The 16,438-nt window shown below is 64.8% G+C and carries 13 protein-coding genes and 1 pseudogene; all 14 read left to right on the forward strand.

Annotated elements, in window-relative coordinates; genetic code table 11:
• Positions 1 to 74: 74 nt before the first annotated feature.
• The 14 genes and pseudogenes from ACAM42_RS14690 (at position 75) to ACAM42_RS14755 (ending at position 16,426) form a co-directional block, all read left to right on the forward strand.
• Positions 75 to 680, forward strand: coding sequence for a TetR/AcrR family transcriptional regulator (locus ACAM42_RS14690; protein WP_095747520.1), 606 nt, complete (start codon positions 75 to 77; stop codon positions 678 to 680).
• A gap of 148 nt (positions 681 to 828) precedes the next feature.
• The gene (locus ACAM42_RS14695) at positions 829 to 1,848 is read left to right on the forward strand and encodes an AraC family transcriptional regulator (protein ID WP_369632458.1); all 1,020 of its coding nucleotides are present in this window, start codon (positions 829 to 831) and stop codon (positions 1,846 to 1,848) included.
• A gap of 149 nt (positions 1,849 to 1,997) precedes the next feature.
• Positions 1,998 to 3,392: an MFS transporter gene (locus ACAM42_RS14700; RefSeq protein ID WP_369632459.1), complete on the forward strand. Its 1,395-nt coding sequence runs from the start codon at positions 1,998 to 2,000 to the stop codon at positions 3,390 to 3,392.
• Between the two features lie 13 nt (positions 3,393 to 3,405).
• Positions 3,406 to 4,146, forward strand: a complete 741-nt coding sequence (locus tag ACAM42_RS14705) for a nitroreductase (RefSeq protein WP_159270788.1) — start codon at positions 3,406 to 3,408, stop codon at positions 4,144 to 4,146.
• On the forward strand, positions 4,143 to 5,795 hold the full coding sequence (locus tag ACAM42_RS14710; protein ID WP_369632460.1) for an AMP-binding protein: 1,653 nt from the start codon (positions 4,143 to 4,145) through the stop codon (positions 5,793 to 5,795). The genes ACAM42_RS14705 and ACAM42_RS14710 overlap by 4 nt, the downstream gene beginning before the upstream one ends.
• The gene (locus tag ACAM42_RS14715; RefSeq protein ID WP_070059255.1) at positions 5,788 to 6,234 is read left to right on the forward strand and encodes a MaoC family dehydratase; all 447 of its coding nucleotides are present in this window, start codon (positions 5,788 to 5,790) and stop codon (positions 6,232 to 6,234) included. The genes ACAM42_RS14710 and ACAM42_RS14715 overlap by 8 nt, the downstream gene beginning before the upstream one ends.
• Positions 6,235 to 6,293: 59 nt before the next feature.
• Positions 6,294 to 7,880: a tannase/feruloyl esterase family alpha/beta hydrolase gene (locus ACAM42_RS14720; protein ID WP_369632461.1), complete on the forward strand. Its 1,587-nt coding sequence runs from the start codon at positions 6,294 to 6,296 to the stop codon at positions 7,878 to 7,880.
• A gap of 432 nt (positions 7,881 to 8,312) precedes the next feature.
• Positions 8,313 to 8,750 (forward strand): annotated as a pseudogene (locus ACAM42_RS14725) (NAD(P)/FAD-dependent oxidoreductase); the annotation flags it as partial.
• A 383-nt stretch (positions 8,751 to 9,133) separates the two neighbouring features.
• Entirely contained in the window at positions 9,134 to 10,066 is a 933-nt protein-coding gene (locus ACAM42_RS14730; RefSeq protein WP_070064098.1) for an MBL fold metallo-hydrolase, read from the forward strand.
• 130 nt (positions 10,067 to 10,196) lie between these two features.
• Positions 10,197 to 10,886, forward strand: a complete 690-nt coding sequence (locus ACAM42_RS14735) for a TetR/AcrR family transcriptional regulator (protein ID WP_125948588.1) — start codon at positions 10,197 to 10,199, stop codon at positions 10,884 to 10,886.
• A gap of 333 nt (positions 10,887 to 11,219) precedes the next feature.
• Positions 11,220 to 12,062 carry a phytanoyl-CoA dioxygenase family protein gene (locus tag ACAM42_RS14740; RefSeq protein WP_369632462.1) on the forward strand — a complete coding sequence of 281 codons (843 nt, stop codon included), beginning with the start codon at positions 11,220 to 11,222 and terminating at the stop codon, positions 12,060 to 12,062.
• Between the two features lie 22 nt (positions 12,063 to 12,084).
• Positions 12,085 to 12,495, forward strand: coding sequence for a RidA family protein (locus ACAM42_RS14745; protein ID WP_062469655.1), 411 nt, complete (start codon positions 12,085 to 12,087; stop codon positions 12,493 to 12,495).
• Between the two features lie 152 nt (positions 12,496 to 12,647).
• Positions 12,648 to 14,096 carry an MFS transporter gene (locus ACAM42_RS14750; protein ID WP_164546794.1) on the forward strand — a complete coding sequence of 483 codons (1,449 nt, stop codon included), beginning with the start codon at positions 12,648 to 12,650 and terminating at the stop codon, positions 14,094 to 14,096.
• A gap of 17 nt (positions 14,097 to 14,113) precedes the next feature.
• On the forward strand, positions 14,114 to 16,426 hold the full coding sequence (locus ACAM42_RS14755; RefSeq protein WP_125948590.1) for a molybdopterin-dependent oxidoreductase: 2,313 nt from the start codon (positions 14,114 to 14,116) through the stop codon (positions 16,424 to 16,426).
• The last annotated feature ends 12 nt before the right edge of the window (positions 16,427 to 16,438 follow it).

The raw sequence follows: 16,438 nt of genomic DNA on the forward strand, positions 1-16,438 counted from the left end.
AAGGATTTTGATGATGATCGACATCAATGTATATTCATGGCTTCACCGATGGCACATCTAGAGAGGTCCTGGACATGAAGGTCACCAAGGCGCAGGCACAGGCGAACCGGGCGCACATCGTCGAGACGGCCTCCACGCTGTTTCGCGAGCGTGGTTACGACGGGGTGGGGATTGCGGACTTGATGGCGTTCGCAGGCTTTACCCACGGCGGGTTCTATAAGCACTTCGAATCCAAGGCCGACCTGATGGCGCAAGCCGCGACTTGCGGTTTTGCGCAGACGGCCGCCAAGGCCGAAGGCGTCGATGCGATGGCATTTGTCCATCACTATCTGTCCCGTGAACACCGAGATGCACCGGGTGACGGTTGCACGATGGCCGCCCTGTGTGCAGATGCTGCGCGCCAACCGGAGTCGATCAAGACGGCGTTTGCGACCGGCATTGAAAACCTGCTGGTGACCCTGGGAAACCAGTTCGACGCGCCAGAGGAGGACGATCAGGGCGGCGACGCACGCGCCAGGCGGATCGACCTCATTGCGCAGGCAGTCGGTGCCATCGTGCTGTCGCGGGCGTGTCCTGACGACTCGCCACTGGCCGATGAAATTCTGGATGTCTGCCGCAGCGCCGTCCTGTCGAGGCTTTCCTCGATGACGCCTGGCGCTTCCGGTTCCCAGAGCACCTAGTCGCACAACTTCCGCGACAGCCCACGACAGAGGTCGGCGGCATCTCATTGCTGCAGACGCTGCGGGTCCCCTGAGGCGCCGCATCCTGCACAGCGCGAAACGCGCTTATAAAGAGCTCGCCCCACCACTGATTCTTGAGCGAGTGCGTATGAAGTCTGCAGGCTTGAAGGGAACCGTGTCCATTGAACTGGTGCACGAGGCGATCCACGCCGCGGCGCTGAGAAACATGGACATCAGCAGCGTCCTCGAAAGCGCCAAGATTGATCGTGAGCTGTTGAACGCGCCGCGTGCGCGCATCTCGGCGGCGGCGTATTCGCAGATGTGGGTGGCGCTGGCCGACCTGATGGACGACGAGTTCTTCGGCCTCGACAGCCACGGGCTTCGCCGCGGCAGCTATGCGCTGATGACGCGCGCCGCCGTCAACGCCGACAACCTGGCGCACGCGCTGCGCCGCATCCTGAGGTTCCTCCACGCCACATTGGACGATTTCCGCGGCGAGCTGGTCTGCGACGGCGACGAGGCGCGCGTCGTGCTGCATGACGGCGGCGTGCTGCGCCGGTTGTTCGGCTACGGCACCTGGTTCATCCTCGTCCATGGGCTGGCGTGCTGGCTCGTGCACCGGCGCATTCCCCTGCGCGAGATGCAGTTCCGATGCCCGCTGCCCGGCGACGACAGCCACTACCGAACGCGCTTTTGCGAGAGCGTGAAATTCAATGGCGAGACCACGCACATCAGTTTCGCAAGCGATCTGCTGGACCTGAAGATTGCGGAGTCGCCCGCCACGGTCGACAACTTCCTGAGGGAAGCGCCGGCCAACCTGCTGGTCAAGTACCGTAACGACGCCAGCACCAGCGCCCAGGTGCGCAACAGGTTGCGAAGCCAGATGCCCGAGGCGTGGCCCGAACTCGAAAAGCTCGCACAGGAACTCTGCGTTTCCGGCACCACGCTGCAACGCCGCTTGCAGCAGGAGGGCGTGAGCTACCAGCGCGTGAAGGACGACCTGCGGCGGGACATCGCCATCGACCTCTTGTCGAGCGCGTCGCTGACGGTGGCCGAAGTCGCTGCCCGCACTGGCTTCCAGGAAACCAGCGCCTTCCATCGCGCCTTCAAGAAATGGACAGGCGTCAGCCCGGGCGCCTATCGCTCGTCCGCACCCGCGCCGCAATAAGCCGAAGCTCCGGCGTCCGGCAGGGATGCCGACATGTCCGAACGCCCCATCCAGATCGAGACGCGCGGGCATGGAAGCGTGCCGCCTGCAGAACTAACCTCCCGTCGACATCGCATCTCGCGACAGATCAAACGACAGGAGACGAAAACATGCAGCAGGCCGGCAAGCAGGTCGATATTCACGCGTTGGCGGGGCACTCCCGGTTCAACGGCTTTCACGGGCTCGTGCTCTGGTGGTGCGTGTTGATCCTGGTCATCGACGGCTATGACCTGGCGGTCGTGGGCGCCGCGCTGCCATCGATCATGAAAGACATGGGCGTCGACGCCACGAGCGCCGGCGTCATGGCCGGGTCGGCGTTGTTCGGAACCATGCTGGGCGCGATCTTCCTGGGCACCTTGGCAGACCGCATCGGCCGCCCTCGCATGATCGCGGTGTGCGTGGCGCTCTTCAGTGTCTTCACGGCGCTGACCGGGCTGGCCACCGAACCCATCGGCTTCAGCGTCGCCCGCTTCATCGCGGGCCTCGGCATCGGCGGGGTGTTGCCCATCGTGACCGCGCAGATGGGCGAGTTCGCACCGGCGAAGCTGCGCACGCGCCTGGTGACGATGGTTTTCGCGGGCTACTCCGTAGGCGGCATTCTGGTTGCGCTCACTGCCAAGCAGCTCATCGAGAGCCACGGATGGCAATGGGTGTTCTATGTGGCCGGCCTGCCCGTGCTGCTGATTCCGCTCATCCTGAAAACGATGCCCGAATCGCTGTCGTTTCTTCTCAAGAAGGGTGACCGGCGGCAGCTCGGGGAGATCGCGGCCAAGCTCGCGCCGGAGCAGCCGAACGCAGCCGGCACCGTGTATGTCGGCGCGTCCACCGAACGCCTGCACGACGCGCCGGTGCGCACCCTGTTCGACGCCGGACGCGCGTTCAGCACCGTGATGATCTGGGTGGCTTTCATGACGGGGCTGTTCATGGTCTACGCGCTGAACTCCTGGCTGACCAAGCTCATGGCCATGGCGGGATACAGCCTGGGCTCGGCCCTGAACTTCGTGATCGTCTTCAACGTCGGTGCGATCGTGGGCGCGATCGGCGGCGGCTTGCTGAGCGACAAGTTCAACATCAAGCATGTGCTGGTGGCGTTCTACGTGGTCGGGGCTGCGTCGCTGGCCGCGCTCGCGTACACGAAATCGACCGAGCTGCTGTTCGTTGCCGTGTTCGTGGTGGGTGCGTCCACGCTCGGAACGCAACTGCTGGCCTATGCCTACGCCGGCGATTTCTATCCACCGGCCGTGCGTTCGACGGGTGTCGGCTTTGCCTCGGGTGTCGGCCGCATCGGCGCCATTGCCGCGCCGATCCTGATCGGCTGGCTCGTGTCGCTGAGCCTGCCCATCGAGCAGAACTTCATGGCGATCGCGCTGGCCGGCGTCATCGGCGCGGCAGCGGTGTCGTTCGTGAACCAGTCGCGCGCCGCGTCGACCCAGGCCAAGGCCGCGCGCGCGGCCTCCGGCGAAGTGGGCCGTGTGGACGGGGCGATTCGCCCGGCTTCGAAATAGCAAGGAAACCTCAATGAACCGAATGATGGCGCCACCGCTGGAGGCACACGCGCTGCAAGGAGCGGTCGACTGGGCCATTGCCACCCGGCGCAGCGTCAGGGCGTTCTTGCCCCGGCCGGTGCCCCGGGAAGAGGTCGAGGCGATCCTCTCGACGGCGCGCTACAGCGCCTCCGGCATGAACATGCAGCCCTGGCATGTGCATGTGCTGACGGGGCCTGCCAAGGCCCGTCTGTCGGCGGCGATTGCCGTGCTCGACGACGATCCCGGCCGGTCGGGCGAGCTGCTCGAGCCCTACGACTACTACCCGCGCGAATGGTGTTCTCCCTACCTGGAGCGGCGCCGCAAGGTCGGCTGGGACCTCTACGGATTGCTCGGCATCGCCAAGGGCGACAAGCAGCGCATGCACCTGCAGCACGGTCGCAACTACCGCTTCTTCGATGCGCCCGTGGGCCTGTTCTTCACGGTGGACCGCGAACTCGAGGAGGGCAGCCTGCTGGACTACGGCATGTTCCTGCAGAGCGTGATGGTGGCCGCGCGCGGCCGCAACCTCCACACCTGCCCGCAGGCCGCGTTCCTGAAATTCCATCGCCAGATCGCGGACCTGCTGGACATTCCCGCCGGCCAGATGCTGGTCTGCGGCATGAGCCTGGGCTACGCCGACACCTCGTCGGTCGAGAACTCGCTCGTCACCGAGCGCGAGCCAGTCTCCGCGTTTACGACCTTCCACGACACCTCCAAGGAGACCACCGCATGAGCGCGCCATCCTATGCACGGGGCCTCGAACGCTGCGCGGCAAATCATGTGCCGCTCACGCCGCTGGGCTTTCTCGACCGCGCGGCGCTCGCGCATCCGAACCGCGTGGCGGTGGTGCACGGCGAGCTGACGCGAACCTGGGCGCAGACGCGCGAGCGCTGCCATCGCCTGGCGTCCGCGCTGGCGATGCGAGGCATCGAACCGGGCGACACCGTCTCGGTGCTCGCGCCCAACACGCCGGCCATGCTGGAGGCCCACTTCGGCATTCCGCTGGCCGGCGCGGTGCTCAACGCAATCAACCATCGCCTGGATGCCGAAGGCATCGCGTTCATCCTGCGCCACGGCGAGTGCAAATTGCTGATGGTCGATCGCGAGTTCGCCGCCACGGTGGCCGCAGCGCTGAAGCTGCTCGACCGTGCGCCTGCGGTCATCGACATCAACGACCACCTCGCACCACCCGGCGAACCCATCGGCGAGACCGACTACGAATCGCTGCTGGCGAACGGAGACCCGGACTTTGCCGGTCGCTGGCCCAGCGACGAGTGGCAACCCATCGCCCTGAACTACACCTCCGGCACGACCGGAGACCCCAAGGGCGTGGTCGCCAGCCATCGCGGCACCTACCTCATGAGCCTGCTGCAGATCACGAACTGGGCGATGCCACGGGCCCCGAAGTACCTGTGGACCTTGCCCATGTTCCACGCGAACGGATGGTGCTTCACCTGGGCCGTGACTGCGGCGGTGGGCACCCATGTCTGCCTGCGCCGGGTGTCTGCCGACGCCGTGCTGGAGGCCATCGAGCGCCATCAGATCGATCACCTCTGCGCAGCGCCGGTCGTGATGGCGATGCTCGCGGACGCGGCGAAAGACACCCGGCTGCCGCGCCCCGTGCGCGTGCTCACGGCCGGCTCGCCACCGCCGCTCGCCGTGCTGAATGCGGTGCTGGCGATGGGCTTCGACGTAGAGCACGTCTTCGGCATCACGGAGGTTTCGGGCACGCCGGTGAGTTGCGTGTGGCAGGACGGCTGGGACGATCTGGCGCCCGTCGAGCAGGGCGCGCTGCGCGTGCGCCAGGGCGTGCGCGCCGCCATGTTCGAAGGCCTCATGGTCGGCGACGCCGACACCCTCGAGCCCGTCGTGCCCGACGGCAAGTCGGCTGGGGAACTCATGTTGCGCGGCAACACCGTGATGATGGGCTACTTCAAGAACGAGGCGGCAACGCGCAAGGCGCTCGCCGATGGCTGGTTCCGCACCGGCGACGTCGCGGTCCTGCATGCCAACGGGTATGCGCAGATCACCGATCGGTCGAAGGACGTGATCATCTCGGGCGGCGAGAACATCTCGTCGGTCGAAATCGAAGACGTCATCCATGGACACCCGGCGGTGCTGCATGCCGCCGTGGTGGCGCAGCCCGACCCCAAGTGGGGCGAGGTGCCGTGCGTGTTCATCGAGCTGAAGGCCGGTGTCGCCGCGCCCACCGAGCAGGAGATCATTGCGTTCTGCCGCGAGCGGCTGGCGCACTTCAAGTGTCCGCGCCGCGTGATCTTCACCCCCTTGCCGAAGACGGCCACGGGAAAGATCCAGAAGTTCCGCTTGCGCCAGCAGGCCGGAAGTCAGGACGCCATCACCCGGCTCGCGAGCCATGGCTGAGTGCGAAGCGGCCGCGGCCCTGGGGCCTGTCGGGCCCGGCTATCGCTTCTCGCGACCCCACACCTTCGACGAAGCGCAAGTGCGTGCCTTCGCGCTGGCCGCGGGAGACGAGAACCCGCTGCACCATGATGCCGCGTTTGCACAGGGCACGCGCTTCGGCGGCTTGATCGCCAGTGCGACCCACACCACCTCGCTGCTGATGGGGCTGACCGCCAGCCACTTCGCTACGAGGGGGAAGGTGCTGGGCATGAACTTCTCGGTCGACCTGCTGCGTCCCGTACGGGCGAGCGAGACGGTACTCATCGAGTGGCGCGTGACGTCGATGGCCGCGCATTCGAAGGGCGGCTGCGTTCTCGAATTGCAAGGTGCGATCAAGAGCGCAGACGACAGGACCAGCGTGCTCGCGCAGGGCACGGTGCTTTTCACGCCCGCCGCATGAGTGCTTTCCGCGCCAGCGTGCGCGTTCACGGGGGCATTGCCCCAACAAGGAGACAAAGAATGAAGATGGCCCCTCTCACATGCCGACGCGACACCCACCGGCGCATCACCTCGTGGTCCGTGGTGGCTGCTGCGGCGCTGCTTGCTTCCTGCGGCGGCAGCGGTGGTGGCAACTCGCCACCCGCGCTGTTCCCGTCCGCTGCCGGAAGCGCGCAGGCCGCGTGCAACAGCTTCCTGAGCCGGGCCTTCGAAGGCGCCACGATCACGCAGGCGACGCTGACGCCCCAGACAGACACCACGCCGGAGACCTGCACCGTGCGCGGCGAGATGCCGCCGGAACTCGCCTTCGAAGTCAAGCTGCCCAGCAGCTGGAACCAGCGTGTCCTGTTCATCGGCGGCGGCGGCTTTGACGGCGCCATCTACCCCAGCGCCTACAGTCCTGGCGTCGCGGAAAGCGGCTACGCGACCATCGCGACGAACCATGGACACGATGCGGCCAAGCATCCCAATGGCTCCTTCGCTATGGACCCCCAGTTGCTTCAGGACTACGCAGACGGTGCCGTGCCCAAGGTGCTTGCATCGGCGAAGGCCGTGCTCCGCTCGCGCTATGGCGAATCGGTCGGCCGCTCGAAGTTTGTCTACGAGGGCTGTTCGGGCGGTGGGCGTCAGGCGTTGATCCAGGCGCAACGGCATCCCGATCTGTTCGACGGCGTGATTGCGCGCGCCCCGGCCAATGCCTACACGGGCCAGTTCCTCTGGTATCAAAAAATACTCAAGCAGCTGGCCCAGCCCGAGGCGGGCCTGAGCATCCCGAAGGTCAAGACCCTCGCGAACTTCATGCAGTCCCAATGCGATGCACTCGACGGCCTGAAGGACGGCATCATCAGCCACCCCGAGGCCTGCAAGCCCGATCTGGCCAAGCTCCGATGCACGGGCGCCGACGCAGACTCTTGCCTGACCGACGCGCAGCTGGCGTCCGCCAAGGTCCTGTACGAGCCCACCGATGTGGCGGGTGGTCGCTACACATGGCCGGCCTTTCCCTATGTCGGCGGCGAGACCGCCGACGACGCATCGTGGCAGGCCATCGGAGGCACCACGTTTCAGATTCTCGGCGGCGACTACATGAAGTACTTCGTGGCGCAAGACCCGTCCGCAGACCCGCTGAACGTCGACCCGCTGCAGTACACGAACCGACTCGACCACCTCGCCCGATTGATCGATGCAGTCAACCCCGACCTGAGCGGGTTCCGGGCCCGCAACGGCAAGATGCTGCTCATGCACGGCACCACCGACTGGCTGATCACGCAGAACAACACCACGGACTACTACCGCAAGGTCGTCGCCGCAGCGGGCGGGCAGGCCGCGGCCGACCGGTTCGTCGAGTACTACGTGCTGGCAGGCAACGACCACTGCGCCGCCACGCCGGCAGGCGGCAAGGGCCCGGACAGCGTCGACCTCATCACCCCGATGTTCGACTGGATCGAAACCGGCACCCATCCCAGCGCCCGCGAGATCGTGGCCACGCGCAGCGTCGAGCCGGGCAAGGGCATGCAGCGGCCGATGTGCAGGCACCCGCAGTTTCCAAAGTACAACGGCACCGGCGATCCCGACGCGGCGTCCAGCTTCACCTGCACGTCACCTAGCTAGGCGTCGTGGCGCTGTGTACGCAGCAGTGTTGGCACAGGCTGGTCTGTGAAGGCATTCGCGAAGAGAACGCGCGTCGCCCGTTCTGGGTGGCGCGGGAAGGATTCGACACGCGCTGATGCATTCAATGGATACGGTGTCCTCCTGCTGGTTTCTCGCACCCTCTGGCCGCCGAAGCGCGCAACTTCGGTGGGCGCCGAGGGCATGCGTCGGCGTACTGACCCTACCTACGAAGCCCGATCTGGACTGAGCCCCGCAGCGATTCACACTGCCTTGGTTGTCGGGTATTGGCCTCGTTGCAGACATCGATTGTTCCGATCCCGACTACGGCAATCGCTGCATAGCTGTCCTTCGTGTACGCCCCCTCCAGACAGGTTGCTGTCAGTGTGGCCCGCTGAACGTCTGCTGTGCGTCGCAACCGAACCCTCCGATAACCGAAGCAACCAGTTGCTGGTGCGTCCCTCGCTGCAGACAACGCTCGATCCTTCCATTTATGCTGTCGGCGACTGCGCGAGCCTAGTGCCTATCGGCGGTGATCTGCCGTTGCCGCCCACAGCACAGGTGGCGCATCAGCAGGCGCAGCACCTGATTCGTCACCTGCCTGCTGCGCTTGAGTACTGCACGCAGGTGCCGGATTTCAGCCACACCGACTTCGGTGCCCTGGTTTCCTTGGCCGATTACGACGCCTATGGTTCGCTGGGAAAAACGGGCATGTTCAAAGGTGTGACCTTCAAAGGACGTTTGGCCCAGCTCAGCCACGTGCTGCTGTATCGGAGCCATCAGGCCAGGCTGCATGGCTTCGCTCGAGGCAGCCTGCTGTGGCTGGTGGACCTGCTGAATGCACGACTGCGCCCTTCAGTGCGATTGGACTAGATAGGAAATTCATAGGAAGCCGGAACCCGTGGGGCTGTGGTCTTGCTCGTTCCGCGGAGAAGACCGGCCCTTGGTCTGATCCCGCTGTGGCGCATCGGTGGCCTTGTTCGTCGCTCATGCATTCGCAAAACGATCGTTGTAAAAAATCATGTGATTTGCTAGTCTTTGACTTTTTGCTTTGAGTTGGGAGGTCGCGCCATGCAAGCATCAGACGGGAGATTCCACTGGGAGCGAAGCTGCCCTCGTCGAGGTCGCTTCACTTCGATAGTTGCCATGCAGGGGAGAAGGGGCATGCGGTGGGACCAAGAGAATGGGACATTGCCTCTTTGCAGAGGGATGAGATGCATCGATCGGCTGTTCGGCATGACCAGGAATGAGGCAGCATGAGCGCTGTCTTCCACCAAACCGATCCTTTAACTGCCGTCAGCCGCATTGATTTTGGCCGCGTCTCGGTTTTCTTCGGCGAGAAGAATGGCAAGTATCCCGATGGCAACCAAGTGCTCATACGTGGCACCGATACGCGCGCCGCTTTCGATACGCCGATCGTTGCCAACCACATCGGTCCCGAGTTCGACGCCACCGAGTTGGTGGTCATGGGGCATGTGCACGAAGACCACATGGCTGGGCTGCACCGTCTGCCCGCCGCGGCGGTGCATGTGCACGAAGCAGACTTGCCTGCGGCGCAAGGTTGGGACGGCATGCTCAAAGCCTTCGGCATGACCGATCCGGCCGTCATCCAAGACATGCTCGCCAAGTTCCAACGCGACTTCTTCTATGCTCCGCGACCTGATGCAAGAGGCTACGTGGACGGTGCGAGGTGGGACCTGGGCCGGACGGGCATCCGGGCCTTTCACATGCCCGGCCACACGGCCGGCCACACCGTGCTGCTGGTCGAGCCGGAGGGCGTTGCATTCATCGGCGACATCGACTTGACCGGCTTCGGTCCCTACTACGGCGACGCCGGCTCCAGCTTGCGGGATTTCCGCCGCAGTCTGGCGCGGCTGCCGGACATTCCGGCCAAGGTGTGGGTCACCTCGCACCACCGTGGCGTGTACACCGAGAGAGAGCGATTTCTGCGCGATCTCGCGGCCTTCGCCGCCAAGTTCGACGAGCGCGCGCAGCGGCTGCTGGACCTGCTGCGCGAATCGCCAAAGACGCTGGCGCAGCTGGCCCAGCATCGGATGCTGTATCCGCCGGGCTATGAAAGCCCCTGGGTGGTCGATGCGGAGACCCGCACCATCTCGCAACACCTGGTCGAGTTGCTGGCCGACGGGCAGGTGCAGGTCGACGGGCGGGGTGTCTATCGCACCGCTTGATGGCAGTCTTCGTGGTGCCCATGGGCGCCTACTAAACTGAGTACCGTGGGATCTTGGCCGACGAAACCGATCGCTTCGGTCCACGAGGAATGGATATGGATGTGCAAGTTGTTCGTGGATGACCTCAACGATGTCAGATAAGAAGACCAAGCCAGCGCACGGCGCCGGGGAGCGTGGGCAGACGCCGACAAGGGGGCGCCCCGCCGGCGACCCCGAAATCAAGCGCAAGGAGTTGCTCAGGGCTGCGGCATCGGTGATCGCACGGGAAGGCTATGCGAAGGCATCGCTGCGCACGGTCGCGCAGTACGCCGGGCACTCGACCGGTGCCGTGACGTACTACTTCGCAAACAAGGAGGAGCTCATCGTCGCGTTGCTGGAAAGCGCGTTCGATCGCTTCGATGCCATGCTGGAGTCGGTCCGGGAAAAGGGTGACATCCGGTTGCTCTTCGAACACTGGCTGCAGCTGAACGAGCGCAACACACGGTTCTGGCCTGCGACTTCTGAGTTGCTGGCGCAGGGGCGGTATGAGCCCGCATTCGCCGAGGTGATCGCCCGGCGCTATGCGCAATTTCGCAAAATCCAGACGTCGATCCTCAAGGAAGCGCAGGAGCAAGGGAGCGTTCGCTGCGACATTCCGGCCGACCTGCTTGCCGATCAACTCAGCGCGATGGGGGACGGCTGGATGCTGATGTATCCCGTCGAGCCCAAGCGCTTCACTTCCAAGCGGATCCGGGCGCTCATCGACGCTATAGGCGTCCTGATCGCTCCGGCATCTGGCGTGCAACCCGCACCCGGATCGCGCAGCGCGAACGCCGGCTAGGCCGCACTGTCATCTCTGCGCGCGCAGCGATGCTGCGCGTCGCTTCGGCGCCGGCCGCGATGGTGCCGTGGGGGCCGATTGCCCCTGATACCCGACACGAGAATTCGCAGCGACCCCTCGCTGCGGTGCAGTCGTGGCCGTCATGTTCTGGCAACAGCTTTCCTCGCGTCAGCTTCGTTTCCCCTTAGGGGGGTCTAAATATTACACAACGAGTGTCATGTAAATATGGGATTTCATTAACAGAACGACTGTTGTGTAAAATTGGATGGATGGCTACAGTGAGGCATCCAGGGCAAGGAAATTTCTGCTGCCCGATCACAAAGGAGCCTCACCATGCTGACCACCCCCGAGATGCGCGACCAGTTCCGCAACGACGGTGCCACCGTCTTCAAGAACTGTCTCGACGAAACCCAACTGGCCCGGTGCTACGGCGCCTTCAAGTGGGACATGGCCAACCCCGGTCCCCACGTCTACCGGGGCCTGAACGGGACTGCGCTGGAGACCCATATCGACAATGCCAACCCCGAGGCCAAGGCCAAGCTGGACGAACTGGCAGCGTCGCTGCCCTTCGGGCAGATCTTCCAGGAGCTGTGGGGCTCGGAGAACGTCTGGTACTTCGCCGAGGAGATCTTCGCCAAGGAAGGAGGCAAGAGCGGTCGTGGTCCCTGGCATCAGGACACGGCCAATCTGCCCTGGGCCGGCCGCCACTGGGGCAACGCCTGGATCACCTTCCAGAAGATTCCCAAGAGGAACTCGCTGGAGATCGTGCGCGGTTCGCACCTGGGCATCCAGTACGACGGCGCCAGCTTCATGAGCGCCGACGATCCGACGGATCCGCTCTACGGCGACGGCACCTACCCCCGCCTGCCGCACATCGACAAGGACTTGGCGCGTGACCCTACGTCGTGGGACATCGTCTCCTTCGACATCGACCCCGGTGACATCGTGTTCCTGCACCCGCGTTCGCTGCACGGCGGCGCCCCGGTCGACGCCGGCTGCCCCACCCGTCACACCCTGGTGATGCGCTTCTTCGGCGATGACGCCACCTTTCGGGAACTGCCCACTTGCAAGCCGAGCTATGCCCGCGTCGGTCCGCTCTTTCGCAAGGAAATGGCTCATTTCAGCCAGGGCGATTCGTTCCGCTCGCCCATCTTCCGCCAGGTTGCCGGCATCTGACATCACCAGGAGTACCACCACCATGAAGCGACAAATGATCAACCCCGCGTCCGTCAAGGCGAAGCACTACGACCAGCTGCATTTCTCGTCGGCCACCCGTGTGGGCGACATGGTCTGGGTGTCCGGCCAGGTCGGTTTCGACGTGGCGACGGGCAAGCCCGGCCAGGGCATGGCCGCGCAGGCCCGGCTGGCATTCCAGAACCTCAAAGCCGTCCTCGAGGAGGCCGGCGCCACACTGGCCGATGTCGTCGAGATCATGACCTTCCACATGGACATGCAAGGCCCGGACATCCAGGCGTTCGCCAAGGTCAAGGACGAGTTCCTGCCCGACCGCTACCCGTCGTGGACCGGGGTGGGCGTGACCCAGTTGGCCCACCCGGCGTACCTGGTCGAGGTCCGCGCGGTCGCTGTGGTCGGCTGCGGCGCAGACTAGGCCCCGGCCTGCAGGCCGCGGGCATCAGCCGCGGCCTTTCCACGAAGAGCGCATCGCCCCGCATGCGGGGGATGGCTGCGTCCGCGTGTTCCGTGGGCGTGGCGGCACAGCACAAAACCAGACAACAGATGAAACGCTGATGGAGACAAATGATGAACCGTATTGACGAGACGAGGCCAACCTCTGCCGGAATCGCCCCTTCGTTCTTGCTGGCGCGATTCGACCGCCTGCCCACGATGCGGCTGCATTACGTCTGGGCCGCTCTGCTGGCGCTCAACATGATGCTGGAGTACTACGACAACGCCATCTTTGCCTATGCCAGTCCGACCATCAAGGCGCACACCGGCATGAGCACCGAGCAGATCGGCTTCATCAGCAGCGCCTTCTACGTAGGCATGGTGATCGGCGCGCTCGTCGGCGGCTGGCTCTCGGACAGATGGGGGCGTCGCCCGGTATTGGTGTGGGGCACGGTCATGTATTCGCTCGGCGTGGTGGCGACCGCCTTCGTGCCCGGGTACGAACTGATCCTGGGCTCCCGCTTCATCACCGGCCTCGGAGTGCAGGCGGCCACGTCGGTGCTGCTGGTCTACGTCTCCGAGATGTTTCCAAGCGGCGCGCGCGGGCGCTTCCTGTCGGTCGTGACGATGGGGCTCACTGCTGCGGCAGTGCTTGCGGCGGCGCTGGCCATGTTCTACCTGCCGACCGGCGGGCCGGACACCTGGCGTCACCTGTTCCTCGCAGGCGGCATCGGTCTGCTGATCGCCCCGCTGGTGCACTTCTGCCTGCCGGAGTCGGTGCGCTGGTGCGTGGCACGCGGACAAGTCGACCGCGCCGAGAAGATCGTCAGCCGGCTGGAAGCGCGTGCGCTGCGCCAGGGCCCGCTCGCCACGCCCCAGGTGTCGGCTGTACCGTACGCCGCAGCGCAGCCGACGTTGCGCGACCTGTTCCAGAACAGGTCCGTGTTACGCAACCTGGCCGTGCTCTTCGTTTCCTATTTCGGGGTCTACCTCGCGTACTACACCTGGGCGAACTGGAGCATCTACGCACTGGTGTACGACCTCAAGTACGCGCAGAAGGACGCGTATTTCATCCTGTTCATCTGGACCGTGGTCTACGGCGCCATGCCTTTCCTCGCCATGCGATTTCTGGATCGGTGGGAGCGCAAGAACACCATCCTCTTCATGTCCGTGTTCGCGGCGCTCACTCTGGCAGCTTTGGGCATGTCCACCGGCTACTGGGCTGTATCCATCATCGGCGGCATCCTCACCGTCTTCGCCGGATTCGTCCTCAATGCCTACTACACCTACATCCCCGAGACGATGCCCACGCAGTTGCGCGCCCTGGGCAACGGCATCGTGATGTCGGGGGCCCGGGTCGGCGGCGCGGTCTCCGGCGTGATGGGCGCGGCACTGGTGTCCGCAGGTGGCTTGAAGTATGTGACGTGGACGGCTGCCGCGATCTACATCGTCTTCGCCATCCCCGTGCTGCTGTTCGGCCCGCGCACCACTAACCGTTCGCTGGAAGCCGTGGCCGATGAAGAACTCGGCCGAGGGCAGGGCGAGGCGCCGCCGCCGCTGGCCTCCAGCCGGGCGGCAGCCTGAGTCCGCAGGAGCCGTTCATGCTGCCTGTCCAAGAGAACCGCGTGGTCTCCACGCACTGGGGCACCTATAGCGTGTCCGTGAACCAGGGGAGGGTGTCCGGCATCCGGTCCTGGTCGGGCGATCCCGCGCCGGCGCCGGTCTGGGAGGGCCTGGACGGCTCGCACACGGGGCCGAGGGTGGCCGCGCCCGCTGTCCGGCAATCGTTCCTCGAGAAGCAGCATCGTGCGAGCGGTGCGGGCCGCGGGCGCGAGCCCTTCGTCGAGGTCGACTGGAAGACCGCGCTCGACATGGCCGCCGCGCAGCTGGACAGGGTGCGCGCGACGCACGGCAATACGGCGATCTTCGGCGGCTCCTACGGGTGGGCCAGTGCCGGCCGGTTCAACCATGCGCAGAGCCAGATCCATCGCTTCCTGAACCTGCTAGGCGGCTATACGCGATCGATCAACTCCTATAGTTACGGCGCCGGGGAGGTGATCATCCCGCGCGTGGTCGGCTCGATGCACAGCCTCGCGGGTCGGCACACCTCGTTCAAGTCCATGATCGGCCACACCCGGCTGCTGGTCACCTTCGGGGGGCTGCCGGAAAAGAACGCGCAGGTGAATGCCGGTGGCGTCACACGGCATCGCTATCGCGACACGCTCGGGCAGCTCGCTCAGGCGGGTGTGCGCCTGGTCTCGATAAGCCCGATCCGGGACGACACAAGCGTGCCCTGCGAATGGGTGCCCATCCGTCCGCAAACCGATGTGGCGCTGATGCTGGGGCTGGCCTACGTGCTGGAAACCGAGAACCTCGCGAACCGGTCATTCCTGGCCCGGTACACGGTCGGCTACGACCAGTTCCGTGCCTACCTGCTGGGACTGTCCGACGGCATTGCGAAGACACCGCAGTGGGCATCATCCATCTGCCGCGTGCCGGCGCAGGAAATCGCGCAGCTGGCGCGCGATATGGCGCGGCACCGGACCATGATCACTATGTCGTGGTCTGTACAGCGGGCCGAGAACGGGGAGCAGCCGTACTGGATGACGGTCGTGCTGGCGTCGATGATCGGCCAGATCGGTCTGGAGGGCGGTGGATTCGGCTTCGGCTATGCCGCCGTCAACGGCATCGGTCTTGAGTCGATCACGGTGAAGATTCCCGCACTGCCGCAGGGCAGGAACCCCGTGTCTTCGTTTATCCCCGTGGCCCGGATCGCGGACATGCTGCTCAACAAGGGGCAGTCGTTTCGCTACAACGGCCAAACGCTCACTTACCCCGACACACGGCTGATCTATTGGGCGGGGGGTAACCCCTTTCATCACCATCAGGACTTGAACCGTCTTCGCAAGGCATGGGCGGTGCCGGAAACCATCATCGTCAACGAGCCCTGGTGGACGGCGACGGCCAAGCATGCAGACATCGTGTTTCCCACCACCGTGGCGTACGAGCGAAACGACATCGTGGGCACCAGCAGCGATCCTTTTGTCATCGCCTCCGCAGCGCATGCGAAACCCCATGCGGATGCGCGGAACGACTACGAGGTCTTCTCCGAGCTCGCCACCCGGCTGGGATGCCTCGAAGAATTCACGGGGGGGAAGACGGAGGAGGATTGGCTGCGCTCGTTCTATGCGCAGATCAAGGAGCAAGGCGACGAGCAGGGCCTGAAGCTTCCGACGTTCGATGAGTTCTGGGCGAAGGGAATGGTCGAGGTGCCGACGCAGGAGTCCGCGGCGGTCTTCTCGGAGTTCATCCATGACCCGGTTGGCAAGCCTTTGCGCACGCCGTCGGGCCGCATCGAACTCTTCTCGCAGACCATCCGCGACTTCGGCATCGAGGGGCAGCCGGGGCATCCGGTCTGGATCGAGCCGCAAGAATGGCTGGGCGCGACCCAGGCGCAGGCGTTTCCCTTGCACCTGCTGTCGAACCAGCCGAGCTCCAAGCTGCACAGCCAGTACGACCACGCGCCGCACAGCCGGAAGTTGAAGATCTCCGAGCGGGAGCCGATACGGATTCACCCGGTCGATGCGGCAAGCCGGAACATCGAGACCGGGATGATCGTCCGGGTGTTCAACACGCGAGGCAGCTGCCTTGCGGGGGCGGTGGTTTCCGATGCTGTGATCCCGGGTGTGCTGCAGATGGCCACCGGCGCCTGGCTGGACCTGTCGCCGGAAGACGGCGACGGCATCTCCCTCGACAAGCATGGCAACGCCAATGTACTCACGCGCGACTTCGGAACTTCGGAGATCGCGCAGGGCAGCACGGCCAATTCATGCCTCGTCGAGATCGAGCGCTTCGCCGGCGTACCGCCGGCGACGACCTGCTTCGATCCGCCGGCCATCATCCCCAAGACATAAAGAGAGTATCGA

The organism is Variovorax sp. V35 (assembly GCF_041154465.1).
GTDB classification, from domain to species: Bacteria; Pseudomonadota; Gammaproteobacteria; order Burkholderiales; family Burkholderiaceae_C; genus Variovorax; species Variovorax boronicumulans.